Genomic DNA, 16,561 nt, shown 5'->3' on the forward strand with positions numbered 1-16,561 from the left:
ATCCAGTTGCAAAAACGACAGCCGCTCTATTCAAGGCCTCATCGCGAGGCAGCGAAGCAAATCCAGGGGGCTGGGCAGGTTCTGGATCGCTTCGCCGCTTCAGCCTTTGCATTTGCGCTCGGGCCGAAACTCACCTCGCAATGAGGAACTCATTTCTTTCGTCATTCCGGGATGGTCCGAAGGACCAGACCCGGAATCTCGAGATTCCGGGTTCGATGCTTCGCATCGCCCCGGAATGACAAAAACTAAAAACTCAGCGACGACACGATCCGCACCCTCTGGCTCGGATCGAGCTTCTGCACGCCAAGGGCGACGATCTTGGCGCCCTCTTCGACACCGCCGGTGATGACGACGTCGTTGCTCTCGTAGGACTTCACCGTCACCGGCCTCAGCGTAATCGCGCCGTTGTCGTCGACGACGTAGAAGGACGGCTTGCCGCCTTCGTTGAACAACGCCGATAGCGGTAGCCGGGCGACGCGCTCGGTGGCGGCGTCCGACAGCGTGAGCGTCGCGGTCATGCCGAGCGCGACCTTGTCGTCGGCCTCGGGCAGCGAGAATTTTGCCAGATAGGTGCGGGTGGCCGGATCGGCCGCCGGCGCGATCTCGCGCAGCTTGGCGGTGTACTTCTTGTTCGGCTCGGACCAAAGAGTGACGCTGGCGACGCCCGACTTGGCGCGTCCGACCAGCGTCTCAGGAATGGCGACGACCGCTTCCTTTTCGGCAAAGCGGGCGACACGGATCGAGGCCTGGCCCGCGGCGACCACCTGGCCGGGCTCGATCAGCGTTGCGGTGACGACGCCACGGGCGTCGGCGTTGAGCGTCGCGTAGGAAAGGGAATTCTTGGTCAGCTCGACCGAGCGCTCGGCCCGATTCAGGCGCGCACGGGCCTCGTCAGCGGCGGCGCGACTCTGGTCGAGTTGAGCATCGGTGGTCCAGCCCTTGGCCTTCAGGTCCTTGGCGCGCTGCTCGGCAGCGGCGGCCTGGGCCAGCACGCCGGTCGCGGCAGTCAACTCGGCAACGGCCTGCTCGGCCTGGAGCTTCAGATCAACCTCGTCGAGAGTCGCCAGCGGCTGTCCGATTTCGACGGTCTGGCCGACCTCGACCAGGCGCTTTGCGACCTTGCCGGCGACGCGAAATCCGAGATCGCTCTCGATCCGCGGCCGGATGGTCCCGACGAAGCTCCGCTCCGGCGTCTCGGCCTCATAATGGGCCGTTGCGACCAGAACCGGCCGCGGCGGCTCGGCCTTTTCGGCGACGGTGTCATTGCACCCAGCCAGTGCGGCGGCCATCAGGGCCAGCGACACACCTGCCAACAGCCTGGAATAGCTGGACAAAACCGACCGGACGAACATCGAAGGACACTCCTGCATCTCGAATGAGAGGAATGTCGATTAATTACTGACAAAAGTCAATAATCGTCAGTCATCAGGAATCCGTGATCGCTAAGGCCTGGTAAGGACCCTGTTGTTGTCAGGAAGGTGCGATGGTAGGGCGGACAACGCGAGATGTCCGCCGTAGCTCGAAGAGAAGGCGGACGCGTGCCACCACGACAGTCGCAAGCGGGAAGAAGATGGGCACGGCGTGCGAAGAGCACCCTTTGCCCCACTGCAGAGGCTCCCTCGCCGTTCCTATTCGGCGAACTCGTGCTTGCTGTCATGGCCGCCGACGAAGACCAGGAGGCCGGCGATCAGCGGCAAGACGGCGAGCACGAGCAGGCCGGTCGAGGTTTGGCCAGTGGCTTCCTTGACCCAGCCGATCAGATAGGGCCCGCCGAAGCCGGCGAGGTTGCCGACCGAGTTGATCAGGGCGATGGCGCCGGCCGCCGCGGTGCCGGACAGCCAGGCGGTCGGCAAGGTCCAGAACACGCCGAAGCAGCAGAACACCCCAATGGCCGCCACCGTCAGCACAACCATCGTGAGGGCTGGATCGGTGAGATAAGAGGAGATGCCGAGCGCAACGGCGGTGAGCAGCAGCGGCGCGCCGACATGCATCACGCGCTCGCGTGTCGCATCCGAATGCCGCGCCCACAGCACCATCCCGATGGTGCCGAACAGATACGGAATCGCGGTGACGAAGCCGGTCTGCGCGTTGGTGAGGCCGAACGCCTTGACGATCTGCGGCAGCCAGAACTGCATGCCATAGAGCGCGCCGACGAAGCCGAAATAGATCAGGCTGAGCGCGATCACCTTCGGCGACGACAACGCCTGGCCGAGCGAGGGATGCTTCACCGCCTGCTTGATTGCGATCTCAGAATCGAGCTTGGCCTTGAGCCAGGCTTTCTGCTCGGCCGAGAGCCAATTCGCCTTCTCCGGCCTGTCGGTGAGATAAAACCAAGTGACGATGCCGAGCAGCACGGAAGGAATGCCCTCGATGATGAACAGCCACTGCCAGCCCTTCAGCCCCATCAGGCCGTCGAGCCCGAGCAGGAGGCCCGAGACCGGCGCGCCGATCACGGTCGAGACCGGAACGGCGATGGCGAAGGCCGCGAGAAAGCGGGCGCGATATTCGGCCGGATACCAATAGGTGAGATAGAGGATGATGCCCGGGAAGAAGCCGGCCTCCGCGACGCCGAGCAGGAAGCGCAGGACATAGAAGCTCGTGACGCCGCTGACCGCCGCCATCAGCGCCGAGATGATGCCCCAGGTCACCATGATGCGGGCGATCCAGCGGCTGGCACCGAATTTTTCCAGCGCGAGGTTGCTCGGCACCTCGAAGATGAAGTAGCCGATGAAGAAGATGCCGGCGCCCCAGGAGAAGATCAGCGGCGTGAACTTCAGCTCCGCATTCATGGTCAGCGCGGCGAAACCGAGATTGACGCGATCGAGATAGGAGAAGAAGTAGGCGAGCACCAGGAACGGAATCAGGCGCCATGAGATAGTGCGGATGGTCGAGGTCTCGATTTCCGACTTGGCTGCGCCGACGGAACCGGCATAGATCGTGGTCTGGCTCATGGCTTCCCCCGTGTTGTTGCTTTTGTAGCTAAGAGGCGGTTTTGAGCATCGCGGGCAAAGAGTCAATGGAGCGAGCAATGCACGGAGCGCAGCCGGATAAACGCGTTGCGCTGCTGCGGATACCGCTGATCCGCGCCGGCCTCGCGTTTGCGGTGATCGTCTGCGGGCTGTCGCTGCGCTGGTACGGCCTTCCGCTCGGCCTGCCCGCCTTCGCCGTGAAGTACGGCGGCTCGCTGTTGTGGGCGACGATGGTGTTTCTGCTGGTCGGTCTTTTGCTGCCGCGGCTGACGCGGATGCAGATGGCAGCTATCGCGGTCGTGATCGCGGTCGTCGTGGAATTCTCCCGCCTGGTGCATACCCCTTGGCTTGACTCGTTCCGCCTGACCACCGCGGGCGCGCTGCTGCTCGGGCGCATCTTCTCGTTATGGAATTTGGCGGCTTACGTGATCGGCATTGTGTTCGGCGTCTGGCTGGATCGGCTTGTGGAAACGCGCAGCCTAGGCAAAGACTAGCCAGCCAGCCTCTTCCTGGTGGCGCGGAGAATCTCGTCTGACAATTTGGAATCGCTCACGGCGCGGGCGAGTACAACCGCTCCGACCAGAGAGGCCAGAGTCACGATCGCGTCCCCATCGCGCTTGCGTTGGCCGGCCCCCGCTCCCATGCGGGCGCTGAGCCATCCGATCATGCCCCTCACGCCGGCGGTAAATCGCTCTCGCGCGCCTTGGCTCTGGCGATGCATTTCAGAGCACAGGGCAGCAAAGGGGCAGCCGCTTCCCGGTTCATTCCGGTGCGCCACCGAGAGATATTCGGAAACATAATCGCCGACCGTGGTGGTTTCACGGAGTTCGCGTCCTTTGGAGACGATCGCTTCGGCGACCGCCTCTTCGATAAGCCGCTCCTTGGAGCCAAATTGGCTGTAAAGGCCGCCATGCGTCATGCCGGCGGCTTCGGTCAGCGCGTCGACGCTGACGCCGGAGATCCCGCGCTCCCGGATCAGGCGTGAGGCCGCCGTTAGAATTCGCTCGCGGTTGTCGGCCGCCTTCTCCTTGGACACGCGCATGTCCGAACTCCCGAATCAGAGGCCTTGATTATAATTACGATCGTCATCTAATTCAAACATTACGATCGCCATCAAAATCTGGCGGGCGCAGCGCCGATCACTAGGAGAAAGTCATGACCAAAGTAAAGATTGCTCTCGTGACAGGCGCCTCGTCGGGCATCGGCGAAGCCACCGCGCAGCGGCTCGCAACAGCCGGTTATAGAGTTTACGGCACCAGCCGACGCGGAGTTCAGGCAGGCAAGCGGCCATTCGAGATGCTGGCCCTCGACGTGACCAGCGACGAATCCGTCACAGCGGCCGTCAGCGAGGTGATCGGGCGCGAGGGTCGCATCGATCTACTCGTGAACAACGCCGGATTCGGCGTTGCCCCTGCCGGCGCGGAGGAGAGCTCGATCGAGCAGGCCCGCTCGATTTTTGAGACTAACTTCTTTGGGCTGATCCGGGTGACGCGCGCCGTCCTGCCGCAGATGCGCCGTCAGGGCAGCGGCCGCATCATCAATATCAGCTCCGTCCTTGGCTTTCTGCCGATGCCCTATGGAGCGCTCTATGCGGCGACCAAGCACGCCGTGGAAGGCTATTCGGAATCGCTTGACCACGAGCTGCGCACGCGGGGTATCAGGGTCTCCACCATCGAACCCGCCTACACGAAGACACCGTTCGACGCGAACTTCATCGAACCGGACGTCAAGCTCGACGAGTATCGCGAAGCACGCGCGGCGGTGAGCAAGCGGGTGAACGAGGTCATGGCAACCGCCGAATCGCCGGATGTGGTCGCCGACGCCGTATTGAAGGCGGCAAACGCGACGCATCCGAAAATTCGATACACAGCCGGCAAGCTCGCGAACCGCCTGCGACTTCTACGCAGGTTTGCGCCCGCCGGCCTGGTCGATGCCGGGATTCGAAAGGACCTCCGACTTGATGCGGCTCAGCCGTCACGGTCCGCTCGTCTCCCACGAGCTTTTTGACGGCGCGCGTGCGCCGCTCCCGGCGCTGCATTCGCCCGTGCCCGAGGCATGAACTTCTTCATGGTGTTCCTATTCGGCCTGTTGAGCCGCAAGATCATTCGCGGCGCTGGAAAACGCGGCGTCGAATATTCGTTCCTGTTTGTGCATCCGGACGGGGGGCAGCTCTCGCAGATCTCGGACATTCTCACGGCGGGTCACATTCGGCCGGTGATCGACAAGGTATTTCCGTTCGCGCAGGCAAAGGACGCCCTTGGCTATCTTGCGAAGGGCAGGGCCAAGGGGAAAGTCGTTGTCCAGATGAGGTGAGGCTCACTCCGCAAGCTGAAACCGCTCGAACCGGTCGAGCTCGTCCTCGATCTTGCGCTTGAGCTCCTTGCGGCCTGCAGTCTTCTTGCCCTCGCCGACCCAGGTCCATTTCTGCATCAAGAGCTTCTTGGCCTGCCGGTCCGTCTTGAGATCAAGCGCGGCGACGATCTCGTCGCCGACCAGCACGGGCAGCGCGAAATAGCCGAGCTTGCGCTTGGCCTTCGGCACATAGGCTTCGAACAGATGGTTGTAGCCGAAGATGAGATTGGTGCGCTTGCGCTGGATGATCAGCGGATCGAACGGCGACAGGATATGGACGAGATCGGGCGACGCCGCCGCGCCGGTGGACTCGAGCACCGCAGGCACCGCCCAATGCTCCTGCTTGCCCGCGCCGTCGATCGCGACAGGCACGAGCTCGCCGCGGCGCACGCGCGAGGCGATCAGCCCCGCCACCGCCTTCTTGCGCGGCGCATCGAGATGGCAGACCGAATCCAGACTGACCACACCCTGTGAGCGCAGCGCGCGGTCGAGCAGATAGGCCGTGATCTCCTTGGCCGAGGCCGGCTTCGGCAGCTTGTCCCAGCCAAAATGGCGCGTCGTCAGCTCATAGGTCTTGAGCATGCCCTGGCGCTCGCTGATGGTCACAGCGCCGGTATAGAAGGCAAGTTGCAAGGCCCGCTTCGACGGCTTGCGGCTCTGCCACAAATGTTCCTTCTCGACGAGCACGTCGTCCTCGATGTCGCGGATCGTGAGCGGAGCGGCGCGCAGCAGCCGCATCACCTTGCGCGTGTCGGCCGGCTTCACCGAGTTGAACCATTTGTGCCCTTCGCGCCGGTGCTCGCGCATCGCCGGCAGGAAGAAGCGGAAGTCGCTCGCCGGCACGTAGGACAGCGCATGCGTCCAGTATTCGAACACACTTCGGTCGACGCTCTGGGCATGGCGAAGATCAGCGCGGCGGTAGGACGGGATGCGGCTGAACAGGATGTGGTGGTGGCAGCGCTCGATCACGTTGATGGTGTCGATCTGCACATAGCCGAGATGAGCGACCGCATGCGCGACGGCCTGCGCGCCTTCGCCGAACGGGGTACGCTCGTCCAGCCGCTGGGCATGCAGCCAGATCTGCCTGGCCTGTGTCGTCGAGAGGGGGAGAGGCTTGGGAGCGCGGGACATTGCAGGATGCAATGTAGCGGGATTCGCGCTGAGGCAAACAAGACAGCCAAAGAAAACCGCGCTGCCATCTGCTGACAGCGCGATCTGTCAGCGAACTGCTCACTATTTCGCGCCCATCTTCTGCGCCTTCATGTAATGCATGCAGGCGCCGCGCATATTGCCTTTGCTCATCTCGGTGTTGGCCGCAGCCATTTCCTTGGCCATCGCCTGTTTGGCGGGCGAATCCACGGTTCCCATTGCGGTCATCGATTTGCCGATAGCCTCGCCTGTACAGGGTTGCATCTTTGCCGCAGAAGCCGGCGAGGCCGCGAACACCGCGAGCACAACAGCCGAAAGCAACATCTTCATCGAGTGTCTCCTCCGTAGAACAAAACCGGCGTCGTGCCGGCCCAACGCAAGAGCCATTCTTCAGCGACAAGTTTTCAGGGAGAAGACATTTTCGTTGCTGCGCCGCAGCGATAGCCCCCCTTAGCGTGCGGCTTTTGGGCGCTCCCCGAGGCTGCCCGTAGCAGTGTCCGGCTCGCAGGATGCCTTGCCGCGCCCCTCCGACTGGCAGCGATAGACGCTGCCAGTGAGACGATCGACCAGCCACATATTATCCTCGGTCGGCGCTTCCAGGCCGACATAGCGGGAGGTCAGCCCCGTGATCAATGTCGACAGCAGGATCGCCACCGCGATCATCGCCGCGCCGATATAGATTGGCATTGAGCTCAGGGACACTGTCCGATCCGGCGGGCCGCTGCGATAGAACTGGTAGTCACGCTGGTAGTCACTTGGCCTCGGCACTGGACGGAACTCGCCTCCCTCGCGGACGAATTGTTGAATGATCAAAGCCTGCTAGGCGCGCATCTGGACGAATTCTTGTTCGTGGGCGGGCCTTGGGCCGACGCCTTTGCGACGATCGGCGAACGCGGATGGCCGGGAACGGCCAGAGAGCTGGCTCGAAGCAAGCCGGAACGAACACAGTGGCCCCCGGCTCGTGATTTCGAATGTGACAAGGATCACATCGGGGCCTTTGAACCTTCCCTATGCTCACAGCATCAAATCGCCATCAGGCATACAGCGAGGATACGACAATGACCCGTTTCGATAAATTTTTTGGATTGAAGGCGATTACTCTCTCGGCGGCCCTGTCGATGACGGCAAACCTTGCGCTGGCCGGCGACAACAACGTCTCCGCGGGCCAGATCCTGGATGCATTGAAGCCGAAGCCGGTGACCCGCGGCCTGTCCGTTGGGCCGCAGGCCGATCCCACCGCGCAGGCCAAGGAATCGACGTTCCTCAACACCGTGCGCAACCGCTCGACCCGGTCGCTCTCGACCGGCGAGCGCGAGCAGATCGCTGAGCTCGCGGCCGCCAAGCCGAAGATCGATCTGGAGATCCAGTTCGACTACAACTCGGCCGAGATCGCCAAGACCTCGGTGGCATCAGTGCAGGCGCTCGGCAAAGCGCTGTCCGATCCGACGCTCAAGGGTTCGACCTTCGTCGTCGCGGGCCACACCGACGCGACCGGTGGCGAGGAGTACAATCAAGGGCTCTCCGAGCGGCGCGCCGACACCATCAAGAAGTACCTGGTGCAGAACTATGGCCTGAACGGCGCTGATCTCGTCACTGTCGGTTACGGCGAGACCAAGCTGAAGGATGCCGCCAACGGCGCCGACCCGGTCAACCGCCGCGTCCAGGTCGTGAACATGGACACCAAGACCGCGTCGAAATGATCGCCTAGTTACGCGTGACGAAACGCGCCGCCTGCTGTAACCCGGCAGGCGGCGATGTCATATCCAGCTCTGGAACAGCATCAATCGGCCGAAGGTTCGCATTGAGCTGCCGACAAAGGCCGCGGAGATCGGCAGCAGGGCTGCAAAGCCGGCGGCGGCGATGCCGACATAGGCCCACAGCAGCCAGCGCGGCAATCCGTCCCGGCGCAGAACATAGACCAGCGCAAGCGACGCCGCGGTCGCAGCCGGCAGGTAGTAGTAAATGAAGCCCAGCGTGCGTGGCAGCAGCGCCCAGGCGAGCCAGGGGCCGAAATAGAACGCCGCGATCAGGAATGCATCCCAGCGCCGCGCCACGATGAAGTCGCGGAGCACGACCGCGAGCGCGAGCAGCGCCGGCCACAACACCAGCGGATTGCCGAGGAAGACGATCGCGGCGACGCTGTCCTCCGCCGTCTTGTCGAACAGGAACCAGACCGGGCGGGCGAGCAACGGCCAGGATGGCCACGCGCTCATATAGGTGTGGCCGGCGATCGCCGTCGTGGTGTTGTCAGCGAAGATTCGCCGCTGCGCCTCGACCAAATCCGGCAACGACAATCCGTACAGCGGAACGAAAGCGGCAGGATACGTCAACGCCGGCAGGAGGGCGAAGCAGAGCGCGGCATGCTGTACCCGAAAGCCGGGCCAGAGATCGGGCCGATACCAGTCGCTCGGCTTGGCGTCGGCGAACAGCGTGTGCCAGCCCTGCATCAGGCGAATCACCCCAAGGACCATAATGCAGACGGCCAGTGGAAACAGGCCGCTCCATTTGCAGGCCGCAGCACAGCCGAACAGGCCGCCCGCGAGCGCGAACAGCGCATGCGGCCGCTCTCTTCGAAAACCATGCATGAAGGCGGCGGTCGCGAGCAGGCCGAAGCCGAGCGCAAAGATGTCGAGCATGGCGATGCGCGCCTGCACGTAGAGCATCTGGTTGCTGGCAGTGATCAGCGCGGCTGCGATCGCCGGCCCTTGCGCAGAGAACAGCGCGAGGCCGCACAGATAGATCGCGACCACCGCGAGCGCGCCGAACAAGGTCGCCGGATACCGCCAGCCAAACGCGTTGTCGCCGAAGGCTGCGATCGATGCTGCGATCAGCTCCTTCCCCAGCGGCGGGTGCATCGGATTGAGCATCGGCTGCGACATCGCAGGCGTCAGCATCTGCCGCGCCGCCGGCACATAATGCACCTCGTCGAAGACGAACTTCTCTGGCGTCGAAAGACCGAGCAGCAGCGCCAGATGAGCAACCAGGAAAATCGCGACAGCAATCACTGCGCTCCGCGACACCTTTGGAACCGCGGACAATTCGAGCGTCGGCTGTGGAGATGTTTTGCGTGGCAAATTGGCGTCACCGCGGACAAAAAAGAGATCGCAGTTTTCATTGAACGCATTCTGCCGCAACTGTCACTAAGCATAACGCACGTCCACGCCGCTTGTGATAATTCCGCCACATCCTAAGCGCGCGCGATCCGGTACGATCAGGGACACGTCGATCGGTTGCGAAATGAATTTGCGTTTCTGGCTTTTCTCCTCTCTGTTGTCGGCCGCATTGTGCCCTGGCGCGCAGGCGCAGACGCGCGTCGGCGAGGCCGTCGTGATCCAGAACGAAGTGGTGCGCGTGGCCGCGAGCACCACGCCGATTAGTGTCGGCGACAGCATGCTGCGCGACGAGACTGTGCGCACCGGCGCTGACAGCGCGGCGCGCTTCGTCATGGCCGACAGCACCAATCTGTCACTGGGCCCGAGCGCGACGCTGAAGCTCGACCGCACCGTCTTCAACGACGAGCACAGCTATCGCGACGTCGCGATCCGCATGACCACCGGCGCATTCCGCTTCGTCACCGGACATTCCGACAAGACCGCCTACAAGATCACGACCCCGCTCGCAACCATCGGCGTACGCGGCACCACGCTCGACATCCTCTCGCAGCATGGCCGATCCGTCGTCGTGCTTCAGGACGGCGCGGCCAGCGTCTGCACGAAGAGCTCCCAGTGCGTGCAGCTCACCCAGCCCGGCGACACCGCCATCATCACCTCCACCGGCGGCAAGTCCGGCATCACCAAGTCCAATACCCCGCCCTGGACGTTCGCCGCCAACTGCGCCGCAAATGCCGGGCTTTGCGCGGTCAACCAATATGCCGCCGCCTCGCCGACCATCACACCTGCCGTCCAAGACGACGGCATGCTGTGCGGGCGGTGACAATGGCGAAACTCCGCTTCAAGCGCTTGGTCCGCGCCGGCGCGCTGGCCACCTTGGCTGCGCTTGCGTTTGCGCTGGATATTCGACCGGCTGTAGCCCAGGCGACGTGCGGATCCGAATGCGGTGAGCCGACGCCTTACCCGACCTATTCACCGTCCCCAACGCCCTCCCCCTCGCCGAGCCCGGATCCTGCGCCCGCTCCGAGCCCATCTCCGTCTCCGAGCCCGACACCGACCGGCGCGGATTCCAGCGGCAATTCGATTCGCGGCCTCGCCAATCAGCGCTTCAACCAGATGATCACCAACCGTGTGCTTGGCACGGTGCTGCTCGGCGTCAACGAGCAGGTCAATTGCAGCGACTGCATCAGCGCGTTCGGCTCGGCCGGCTCGTTCTCCGCGGGCATCCATGGCCGCAAGGAGCTGACCAACAATCTGTCGCTGCTCGCCGGCATCGCCTACACGCACTACAACGAGGGCGGCTACAAGATCACGAGCGCACCGATCGGTGCCTTCGCGCTACGTTATGACTTCACCGACTGGGGCTCGTCGCGCCCGTTCTTCGACGTCGGCACGATCCTGACGCCCTGGGAGAAGGCGCGCTACACGCGCGGCTACGACACCAGCCTCGGGCCCGTGAGCGTGACCAGTTCGACCAACGCCTCGAACTACGCCGTCTATGGCCGCGCCGGCTGGATGAGCCGCCTGTCGCCGCGCGACGAGGTCGCGGCCTCCGTCGAGGTCTGGCAGCTCTGGCAGCGGGTGTCGGGCTACACCGACGGCGCAGTGGCTTTCAATCCGTTCGACGCCGCGATTGCGACCGGCACCGACCGCACCAGCCTGGTGAAGATCGGCGGCCAGTGGACGCATCTCTACGGCAGCAACATTGAGGCCAACATCAACGGCGGCTGGGTCCAGTCCTTTGCGAGCCACGGCGGCATCGTGGCGACCGTGACCGGCAACGGCGTGGTGGTCCCGACCATGGGCAACCAGGGCTGGTTCGAATATGGCGGCCGCCTCGGCTTCCGCGTGCAAAAGGGCTGGATCGTGGATCTGTTCGCCAACGGCACGCTGGGCCCGCAGCCGGTCGGCAATACCATCCACGGCGGCGTGGGGCTTAGGATTAGTTATTGAGGCACAGTCTCGTACGGTGGGCGAAGCGAAGTGCGCCCAGCGCTTTTCTCTCGCCTTGAGAACGCTGGTGGGCACGGCGCGAATGCGCCTTTGCCCACCGTACGGCATCCGTCCGGCTCTCACGCCGCCGACTTGCCCTCGAACGCTCGACGCAGAACATCGACATCGAGCTTGACCATCTTCATCATGGCCTGCATCGCGCGCGCGGCCGCCGCCTTGTCGGGGCTCGACAAGAATTCGAACATCGCCTTCGGCACCACCTGCCAGGCCACGCCCCAGCGATCCCTGACCCAGCCGCACCTTTCTTCCTTGCCCCCATGCGCCAGGAACGCGCTCCAGACGCTGTCGACCTGGGCCTGGTCATCGCAATCGATCATCAGCGACAGCGCGTGGGTGTACTCCATTTTCATTCCGCCATTCAGCGCGACCAAGCGCTGTCCGCCGAGCGTGAACTCGACGACGAGCACCGAACCCTGCTTGCCGGAGGGGCCATCGGAGACGTTGCGCTGGACGTGCACGATCTTGGAATCGGGCAGCAGGGAGACGTAGAAATTGGCGGCTTCTTCAGCGTCGCCGTTGAACCACAGGCAGGGCGTAACCTTCGACATTTGAATGCTCCTGTTCGATCTTGGCGGGCTTGGATCAGGCCGTCGCCATGTCGGGCTGCAAGGGGGCCGCGGCGAGATCCATCCAGTTCACGCCCCACATATGGCCATCCGGATCTTCGAAGCTGCGGCCGTACATGAAGCTGTATTCGTCCTTCGGACTGGGATCGGCCACCCCGCCCGCAGCCTCAGCCTTGCCGACGATATCGTCGACCTCGCTGCGGCTCTCGGCGGACAGGCAGAACAGGACCTGGTTCGAGGTCTTGGCATCCGCGATCGGCTTCGGCGTGAATTGACGGAATTTGTCGTGGGTCAGCAGCATGGCGAAAATGGTCTCGGAAAAGACCATGCAGCTCGCTGTCTCATCGCAGAATTGGGGGTTCTTGACCGCGCCGATCGCCTCGTAGAAGGCAGTGGCGCGCCTGAGGTCGGTCACCGGCAGATTGACGAAGATCATCTTGGGCATCGGAGGCTCCTTGGCGGGGTTCTGCCCAAGGACGGACCAGCCGGCGGCCATCCGACATGGCTTCCGAATATTTTTGACCTTCTGCTGCAAGGTTCCGTCGCTCCGAACCTCGCTCCTCCTCGGGGCGCCTTACTTCTTCTCGTTGGGATCGCGGTGAACGGGGTCGATCCACAGCACGGTTTCGGGCTTCTCGACCGGCTCGATATCGAGATTGATCGCGACCGCCTCGCCGTCGCTGCGCACCAGCACGCATTCCAGCACCTCGTCGGGACTGGCGTTGATCTCCTGATGCGGGACGTAAGGCGGCACGAAAATGAAATCGCCAGGGCCTGCCTCCGCGGTGAATTGCAGACGCTCGCCCCAGCGCATCCGGGCCTTGCCCTTCACCACATAGATGACGCTTTCGAGATGGCCGTGGTGATGCGCGCCGGTCTTGGCGTCGGGTTTGATGCTCACCGTGCCCGCCCACAATTTCTGGGCGCCGACCCGCGCGAAGTTGATCGCGGCCGCGCGGTCCATACCTGCCGTCGATGGCACATTCGTATCGAGCTGGTTGCCCGGGATGACGCGTACGCCGTCATGTTTCCAGCGATCGTCGTGATCCTGTGCATGGTGCGAATGCGTGTGGTCATGGCCGGTCATGGGACTGCTTTCTGTTGGTTCCTTGCGCGGCAAACTAACCCAAAGCCACGCCTGCGAGCCACAGCAAATTCGGAACCCTCGTAGTCATGAGACGTTGTCGTCGCGAGCAAACCCGAAGGAGAGTTGCATGGGTAGCACGACCGACAAGATCAAGGGCAATGCCAACGAGGCGATCGGCAAGACCAAGCAAGGCATCGGCGAAGCCACTGGCTCCGATCGCATGAAGGGCGAAGGCGCAGTTCAGGAAGTGAAGGGCAAGGGCCAGCAGGCCATGGGCGATGCCAAGGACGCCGCGAAGGAGGCAATGGATCGTGCCGCCGCTGCGGCAAAGCGCGCCGCGGAGTAGCGCGCGCATCGCTGAAAGCGAAGAAAAGGCCGGCCGGAAGGCCGGTCTTTTTGTTTGTCTTGCTCAGCCATCCGCGGATCCGCAGCATCGAACCCGAGATCTCGAGATTCCGGGTCTGCCCCTTCGGACCATCCCGGAATGACGGCTGCGCCGTCACTTTACCGCGAGCAATTCCACGTCGAACATCAACGTCGCGTTCGGCGGGATCACGCCGCCGGCACCGCGGGCGCCGTAGCCGAGTTGCGGCGGGATGATCAGCGTGCGCTTGCCGCCGACTTTCATCGAAGCGACGCCCTCGTCCCAGCCGGCGATGACGCGGCCCTTGCCGATCGGGAATTCGAACGGCTCGTTGCGGTCGACGGACGAGTCGAATTTCTTGCCCTTCTGGCCGTTCTCGTAGAGCCAGCCGGTATAGTGCATCACGCAGATCTGGCCCGCCTTGGGCGAAGCGCCAGTGCCGGCGACGCTATCGATGATCTGCAAGCCTGAAGCTGTGGTCATGGTCTTTCCTGCGGTCTGGGCCGAGGCCGTGGTGGACACGAAATGCGACGCGCTGGCAATCACGGTGATCGCGAGTGCCGACATCAGGGCGAGGAGCGCGCGTTGGAAACGCTGCATGAGGCACCTTCCGTTTGAGGCGGGAGGTGTCTAGCGCAACGCGGGTGGGGTTTCCACCCCTACAGCTCGATATTTTCCAGCCGGACCGGGAGCTTGCGGATGCGCTGGCCGGTGGCGTGATAGATCGCGTTGCAGATCGCCGCATTGGTACCGACATTGGCGAGCTCACCGACACCCTTCACGCCTGCCGGGTTGATGTGATCGTCCTGCTCGGAGAGCAGGATGACCTCGACGCCGGGCACGTCCGCATTCACGGGCACGAGGTAGTCGGCGAAGTTGTCGTTGACGTAGCGCGCGTTGCGCTCGTCGATCTCGGTAGCCTCCAGCAGCGCCGACGACATGCCCCAGATCAGCCCGCCCATCAGCTGGCTGCGCGCGGTGCGCGGATTCATGATGCGGCCTGCCGCGAACGCACCAACCAGACGGGGACAGCGGATCTCATGCGTGAAGCGGTTGACGCGGACCTCGACGAACTCAGCACCGAAGGCATAGGCGATCTGGTCTTTCATGGCGTGACCGCCGACGAGCCGCACCTGCCCGCTGTGCATGGCGCGGAAGGAATCCAGCGGCGCGCCCTCCGGCTTCCACTCGCCATACTCCTCGACGACGCCGACACCGAGCGCGTCGAAGGCCTTCTCGAGGTCGAGCGGGCGGTCACCTTTCGCCGCCTGTGTGGCCGGTGTCTGGCCGATGCCGACGGTCTCCTTGGCCTTGTCCGTCAGGCTCTGGCTTGGCATCGCCGCCTTGAACAGGCGCTGGCGGATCTGATCGCATACCATCATCACCACGGAGCAGGTGCTGGCCGTCGAATTCGAGCCTCCGGCAACAGGCGCCGGCGGCAGATCGCTGTCGCCGATGAAGACCGCAACCTTCTCGAGCGGCACGCCGAGCCGCTCGGCGGCGGTCTGGGCGATGACGGTGTAGGCGCCGGTCCCGATCTCGTGGCCGGCGATCTCGACGCGGGTGCGGCCGTCGCGCTGGAGGCGCACGCGCGCGGCCGCCGGGCCCATCTGGGTCGGATAGCAGGTGGCGGCACAGCCATAGCCGATCAGCCAGTCGCCATCCGACATCGATTTCGGCTGCGGCGAGCGTTGCGCCCAGCCGAACGCCTTGGCGGCCTCGTCGAAACAGGCCATCAGCGAGCGCGACGTGTAGGGCTTGCCGCCAATCGGCTCAACGGTGGTATCATTGATACGGCGGAGCTCGACCGGATCCATGTTCAATTTCACCGCAAGCTCGTCCATCGCGCTCTCCAGCGCAAACAGATACGGCACCTCCGGTGGAGAACGCATGAAGCCGGGCGTGTTGCGGTCCGCGCGCACGATCGAGACGAGGCTGTCGACATTCGGACAGGCATAGAGCCGCGTCGTGGTCTTGGTGCCGCCGACGCAATAGGCGTCGGGGCGCGAAGAGACTTCGGAGCCCTCATGTTTTAAGGCCAGCAGCTTGCCATCACGGCTCGCACCCAGCTTGATCTCGTGGCGGGTCTCGGCGCGATAGGTGGTGATGGTAAAGCCCTGGTCGCGGGTCGGGACCAGCTTGATCGGCCGGTTCAGGCGCTTCGCAATGGCGGCGATGATGGCGGTGCGCGGCGTCATCGAGCCGCGCGAGCCGAAGCCGCCGCCGACATAGGGGTTGACCACGCGGACCTTGTCGGCGTCGATGCCGAGCTGTTCGGCGACGCCATATTTCAGGCCGTAGACGAATTGGCTCGGCTCGTAGATGACGAGTTCGTCGCCCATCCAGGCGCAGCTCGTCGAGAACAGCTCCATCGGATTGTGGTGCTGTGTCGGGGTGTCGTAGGACGCGGTCAGCTTGACCTCGGCCTCCTCGAACGCCTTTGCGAAGTTGCCGACCTTCGGGTCTTCCTTGAATTGGGCATTCTGCCCCTTCGCGGCCGCAATGGTCGTTCCGGGCGAGTCGAAGGTCGCGCTCGGCGCGGCGGCTGTGTAGCTGACCTTGACGCGGTTGGCCGCCTCGCGCGCCGCCTCGTAGCTTTCGGCAATGACCACCGCGATGATCTGGCCATCATGGGCAATGTCGGCCGATTTCAGCGGCTGGATCGTCGTGCCCGCATAGCCGCCATTGCTGAAGAGCTTCGACTCCTTCAGCTTCGGCCCATTCTCGTGCGTGACGATGTCGATCACGCCGCGGACACGCTTGGCTTCATCGAGGTCGAAGCGATCGATTCGCCCCTTGGCGATGGCGCTGGTGACGAGAAACGCATAGGCGGGATCGGCGAGCGGCATGTCCGACGCATAGGTGGCGCGTCCCGTCACCTTTACGACGGCGTCATAGCGCGGCACGGGCTGGCCCATGTTTGTCTTCGGCTCGGGAGCAGCAGCAGTCAT

Annotated in this window: 19 protein-coding genes; 7 read left to right on the plus strand and 12 right to left on the minus strand. The window is 63.6% G+C overall.

The genetic code is table 11. The features are described from left to right. Positions 1–245 precede the first annotated feature (245 nt). Together IVB12_RS18260 and IVB12_RS18265 are read right to left on the minus strand one after the other, a co-directional pair. Entirely contained in the window at positions 246–1,352 is a 1,107-nt protein-coding gene (locus IVB12_RS18260; RefSeq protein ID WP_247300947.1) for an efflux RND transporter periplasmic adaptor subunit, read from the minus strand. Positions 1,353–1,628: 276 nt separating this feature from the next. Further along, positions 1,629–2,951: an MFS transporter gene (locus IVB12_RS18265; protein ID WP_247300948.1), complete on the minus strand. Its 1,323-nt coding sequence runs from the start codon at positions 2,949–2,951 to the stop codon at positions 1,629–1,631. A 77-nt stretch (positions 2,952–3,028) separates the two neighbouring features. On the opposite strand from IVB12_RS18265, the gene IVB12_RS18270 reads away from it, so the two are divergent. Next, entirely contained in the window at positions 3,029–3,463 is a 435-nt protein-coding gene (locus IVB12_RS18270; protein WP_247300949.1) for a DUF2809 domain-containing protein, read from the plus strand. Here IVB12_RS18270 and IVB12_RS18275 read toward each other — a convergent pair. Further along, a complete protein-coding gene (locus IVB12_RS18275) occupies positions 3,460–4,011 on the minus strand; it encodes a TetR/AcrR family transcriptional regulator (RefSeq protein ID WP_247300950.1) in 552 nt (183 codons plus the stop codon). The genes IVB12_RS18270 and IVB12_RS18275 overlap by 4 nt on opposite strands. Before the next feature lie 113 nt (positions 4,012–4,124). On the opposite strand from IVB12_RS18275, the gene IVB12_RS18280 reads away from it, so the two are divergent. Together IVB12_RS18280 and IVB12_RS18285 are read left to right on the plus strand one after the other, a co-directional pair. After that, entirely contained in the window at positions 4,125–4,976 is an 852-nt protein-coding gene (locus IVB12_RS18280; protein WP_247300951.1) for an oxidoreductase, read from the plus strand. A 60-nt stretch (positions 4,977–5,036) separates the two neighbouring features. Beyond that, the gene (locus IVB12_RS18285) at positions 5,037–5,282 is read left to right on the plus strand and encodes a zinc-binding dehydrogenase (RefSeq protein WP_247300952.1); all 246 of its coding nucleotides are present in this window, start codon (positions 5,037–5,039) and stop codon (positions 5,280–5,282) included. Between the two features lie 3 nt (positions 5,283–5,285). Here IVB12_RS18285 and IVB12_RS18290 read toward each other — a convergent pair whose 3' ends face one another. The 3 genes from IVB12_RS18290 to IVB12_RS18300 all read right to left on the minus strand — a co-directional run bounded on the left by IVB12_RS18290 (position 5,286) and on the right by IVB12_RS18300 (position 7,157). Then, positions 5,286–6,452, minus strand: coding sequence for a crosslink repair DNA glycosylase YcaQ family protein (locus tag IVB12_RS18290; protein ID WP_247300953.1), 1,167 nt, complete (start codon positions 6,450–6,452; stop codon positions 5,286–5,288). A 102-nt stretch (positions 6,453–6,554) separates the two neighbouring features. Then, on the minus strand, positions 6,555–6,800 hold the full coding sequence (locus IVB12_RS18295; protein ID WP_247279554.1) for a hypothetical protein: 246 nt from the start codon (positions 6,798–6,800) through the stop codon (positions 6,555–6,557). A gap of 120 nt (positions 6,801–6,920) precedes the next feature. After that, entirely contained in the window at positions 6,921–7,157 is a 237-nt protein-coding gene (locus IVB12_RS18300; RefSeq protein WP_247300979.1) for a hypothetical protein, read from the minus strand. Between the two features lie 371 nt (positions 7,158–7,528). Here IVB12_RS18300 and IVB12_RS18305 point away from each other — a divergent pair, with 371 nt between their 5' ends. Beyond that, entirely contained in the window at positions 7,529–8,170 is a 642-nt protein-coding gene (locus IVB12_RS18305) for an OmpA family protein (protein WP_247300954.1), read from the plus strand. 57 nt (positions 8,171–8,227) lie between these two features. On the opposite strand, the gene IVB12_RS18310 is transcribed toward IVB12_RS18305, so the two are convergent. Then, the gene (locus tag IVB12_RS18310; RefSeq protein WP_247300955.1) at positions 8,228–9,508 is read right to left on the minus strand and encodes a phospholipid carrier-dependent glycosyltransferase; all 1,281 of its coding nucleotides are present in this window, start codon (positions 9,506–9,508) and stop codon (positions 8,228–8,230) included. A gap of 199 nt (positions 9,509–9,707) precedes the next feature. Between IVB12_RS18310 and IVB12_RS18315 the strand changes: the two genes are divergently transcribed. Beyond that, positions 9,708–10,403: a FecR family protein gene (locus IVB12_RS18315; RefSeq protein WP_247300956.1), complete on the plus strand. Its 696-nt coding sequence runs from the start codon at positions 9,708–9,710 to the stop codon at positions 10,401–10,403. Between the two features lie 2 nt (positions 10,404–10,405). Next, positions 10,406–11,533 (plus strand): hypothetical protein, encoded by a 1,128-nt coding sequence (locus IVB12_RS18320; RefSeq protein WP_247300957.1) that lies wholly within the window; start codon positions 10,406–10,408, stop codon positions 11,531–11,533. A 119-nt stretch (positions 11,534–11,652) separates the two neighbouring features. Here the strand turns inward: IVB12_RS18320 and IVB12_RS18325 are convergent, their stop codons facing one another. The 3 genes from IVB12_RS18325 to IVB12_RS18335 all read right to left on the minus strand — a co-directional run bounded on the left by IVB12_RS18325 (position 11,653) and on the right by IVB12_RS18335 (position 13,246). Next, positions 11,653–12,141: a VOC family protein gene (locus tag IVB12_RS18325; RefSeq protein WP_247300958.1), complete on the minus strand. Its 489-nt coding sequence runs from the start codon at positions 12,139–12,141 to the stop codon at positions 11,653–11,655. Positions 12,142–12,175: 34 nt separating this feature from the next. Further along, positions 12,176–12,604 carry a VOC family protein gene (locus IVB12_RS18330; protein WP_247300959.1) on the minus strand — a complete coding sequence of 143 codons (429 nt, stop codon included), beginning with the start codon at positions 12,602–12,604 and terminating at the stop codon, positions 12,176–12,178. A 129-nt stretch (positions 12,605–12,733) separates the two neighbouring features. Next, entirely contained in the window at positions 12,734–13,246 is a 513-nt protein-coding gene (locus tag IVB12_RS18335) for a cupin domain-containing protein (protein WP_247300960.1), read from the minus strand. 127 nt (positions 13,247–13,373) lie between these two features. On the opposite strand from IVB12_RS18335, the gene IVB12_RS18340 reads away from it, so the two are divergent. Continuing rightward, complete coding sequence (locus tag IVB12_RS18340; RefSeq protein ID WP_247300961.1) at positions 13,374–13,592, plus strand: CsbD family protein; 219 nt, start codon at positions 13,374–13,376, stop codon at positions 13,590–13,592. Between the two features lie 153 nt (positions 13,593–13,745). Here IVB12_RS18340 and IVB12_RS18345 read toward each other — a convergent pair whose 3' ends face one another. Continuing rightward, on the minus strand, positions 13,746–14,210 hold the full coding sequence (locus IVB12_RS18345) for an FKBP-type peptidyl-prolyl cis-trans isomerase (RefSeq protein WP_247300962.1): 465 nt from the start codon (positions 14,208–14,210) through the stop codon (positions 13,746–13,748). Positions 14,211–14,269: 59 nt separating this feature from the next. After that, positions 14,270–16,561, minus strand: a complete 2,292-nt coding sequence (locus IVB12_RS18350; protein ID WP_247300963.1) for a xanthine dehydrogenase family protein molybdopterin-binding subunit — start codon at positions 16,559–16,561, stop codon at positions 14,270–14,272.

Origin of the sequence: Bradyrhizobium sp. 179, assembly GCF_023073535.1 — a bacterium.
GTDB lineage: Bacteria > Pseudomonadota > Alphaproteobacteria > Rhizobiales > Xanthobacteraceae > Bradyrhizobium.

Bases quoted from the DNA above. Each gene is read 5' to 3' on its own strand.
- IVB12_RS18260 (WP_247300947.1), bottom strand. From the start codon at position 1,352: ATGTTCGTCCGGTCGGTTTTGTCCAGCTATTCCAGGCTGTTGGCAGGT.
- IVB12_RS18265 (WP_247300948.1), bottom strand. From the start codon at position 2,951: ATGAGCCAGACCACGATCTATGCCGGTTCCGTCGGCGCAGCCAAGTCG.
- IVB12_RS18270 (WP_247300949.1), top strand. From the start codon at position 3,029: ATGCACGGAGCGCAGCCGGATAAACGCGTTGCGCTGCTGCGGATACCG.
- IVB12_RS18275 (WP_247300950.1), bottom strand. From the start codon at position 4,011: ATGCGCGTGTCCAAGGAGAAGGCGGCCGACAACCGCGAGCGAATTCTA.
- IVB12_RS18280 (WP_247300951.1), top strand. From the start codon at position 4,125: ATGACCAAAGTAAAGATTGCTCTCGTGACAGGCGCCTCGTCGGGCATC.
- IVB12_RS18285 (WP_247300952.1), top strand. From the start codon at position 5,037: ATGGTGTTCCTATTCGGCCTGTTGAGCCGCAAGATCATTCGCGGCGCT.
- IVB12_RS18290 (WP_247300953.1), bottom strand. From the start codon at position 6,452: ATGTCCCGCGCTCCCAAGCCTCTCCCCCTCTCGACGACACAGGCCAGG.
- IVB12_RS18295 (WP_247279554.1), bottom strand. From the start codon at position 6,800: ATGAAGATGTTGCTTTCGGCTGTTGTGCTCGCGGTGTTCGCGGCCTCG.
- IVB12_RS18300 (WP_247300979.1), bottom strand. From the start codon at position 7,157: ATGCCAATCTATATCGGCGCGGCGATGATCGCGGTGGCGATCCTGCTG.
- IVB12_RS18305 (WP_247300954.1), top strand. From the start codon at position 7,529: ATGACCCGTTTCGATAAATTTTTTGGATTGAAGGCGATTACTCTCTCG.
- IVB12_RS18315 (WP_247300956.1), top strand. From the start codon at position 9,708: ATGAATTTGCGTTTCTGGCTTTTCTCCTCTCTGTTGTCGGCCGCATTG.
- IVB12_RS18320 (WP_247300957.1), top strand. From the start codon at position 10,406: ATGGCGAAACTCCGCTTCAAGCGCTTGGTCCGCGCCGGCGCGCTGGCC.
- IVB12_RS18325 (WP_247300958.1), bottom strand. From the start codon at position 12,141: ATGTCGAAGGTTACGCCCTGCCTGTGGTTCAACGGCGACGCTGAAGAA.
- IVB12_RS18330 (WP_247300959.1), bottom strand. From the start codon at position 12,604: ATGCCCAAGATGATCTTCGTCAATCTGCCGGTGACCGACCTCAGGCGC.
- IVB12_RS18335 (WP_247300960.1), bottom strand. From the start codon at position 13,246: ATGACCGGCCATGACCACACGCATTCGCACCATGCACAGGATCACGAC.
- IVB12_RS18340 (WP_247300961.1), top strand. From the start codon at position 13,374: ATGGGTAGCACGACCGACAAGATCAAGGGCAATGCCAACGAGGCGATC.
- IVB12_RS18345 (WP_247300962.1), bottom strand. From the start codon at position 14,210: ATGCAGCGTTTCCAACGCGCGCTCCTCGCCCTGATGTCGGCACTCGCG.
- IVB12_RS18350 (WP_247300963.1), bottom strand. From the start codon at position 16,561: ATGACTGCTGCTGCTCCCGAGCCGAAGACAAACATGGGCCAGCCCGTG.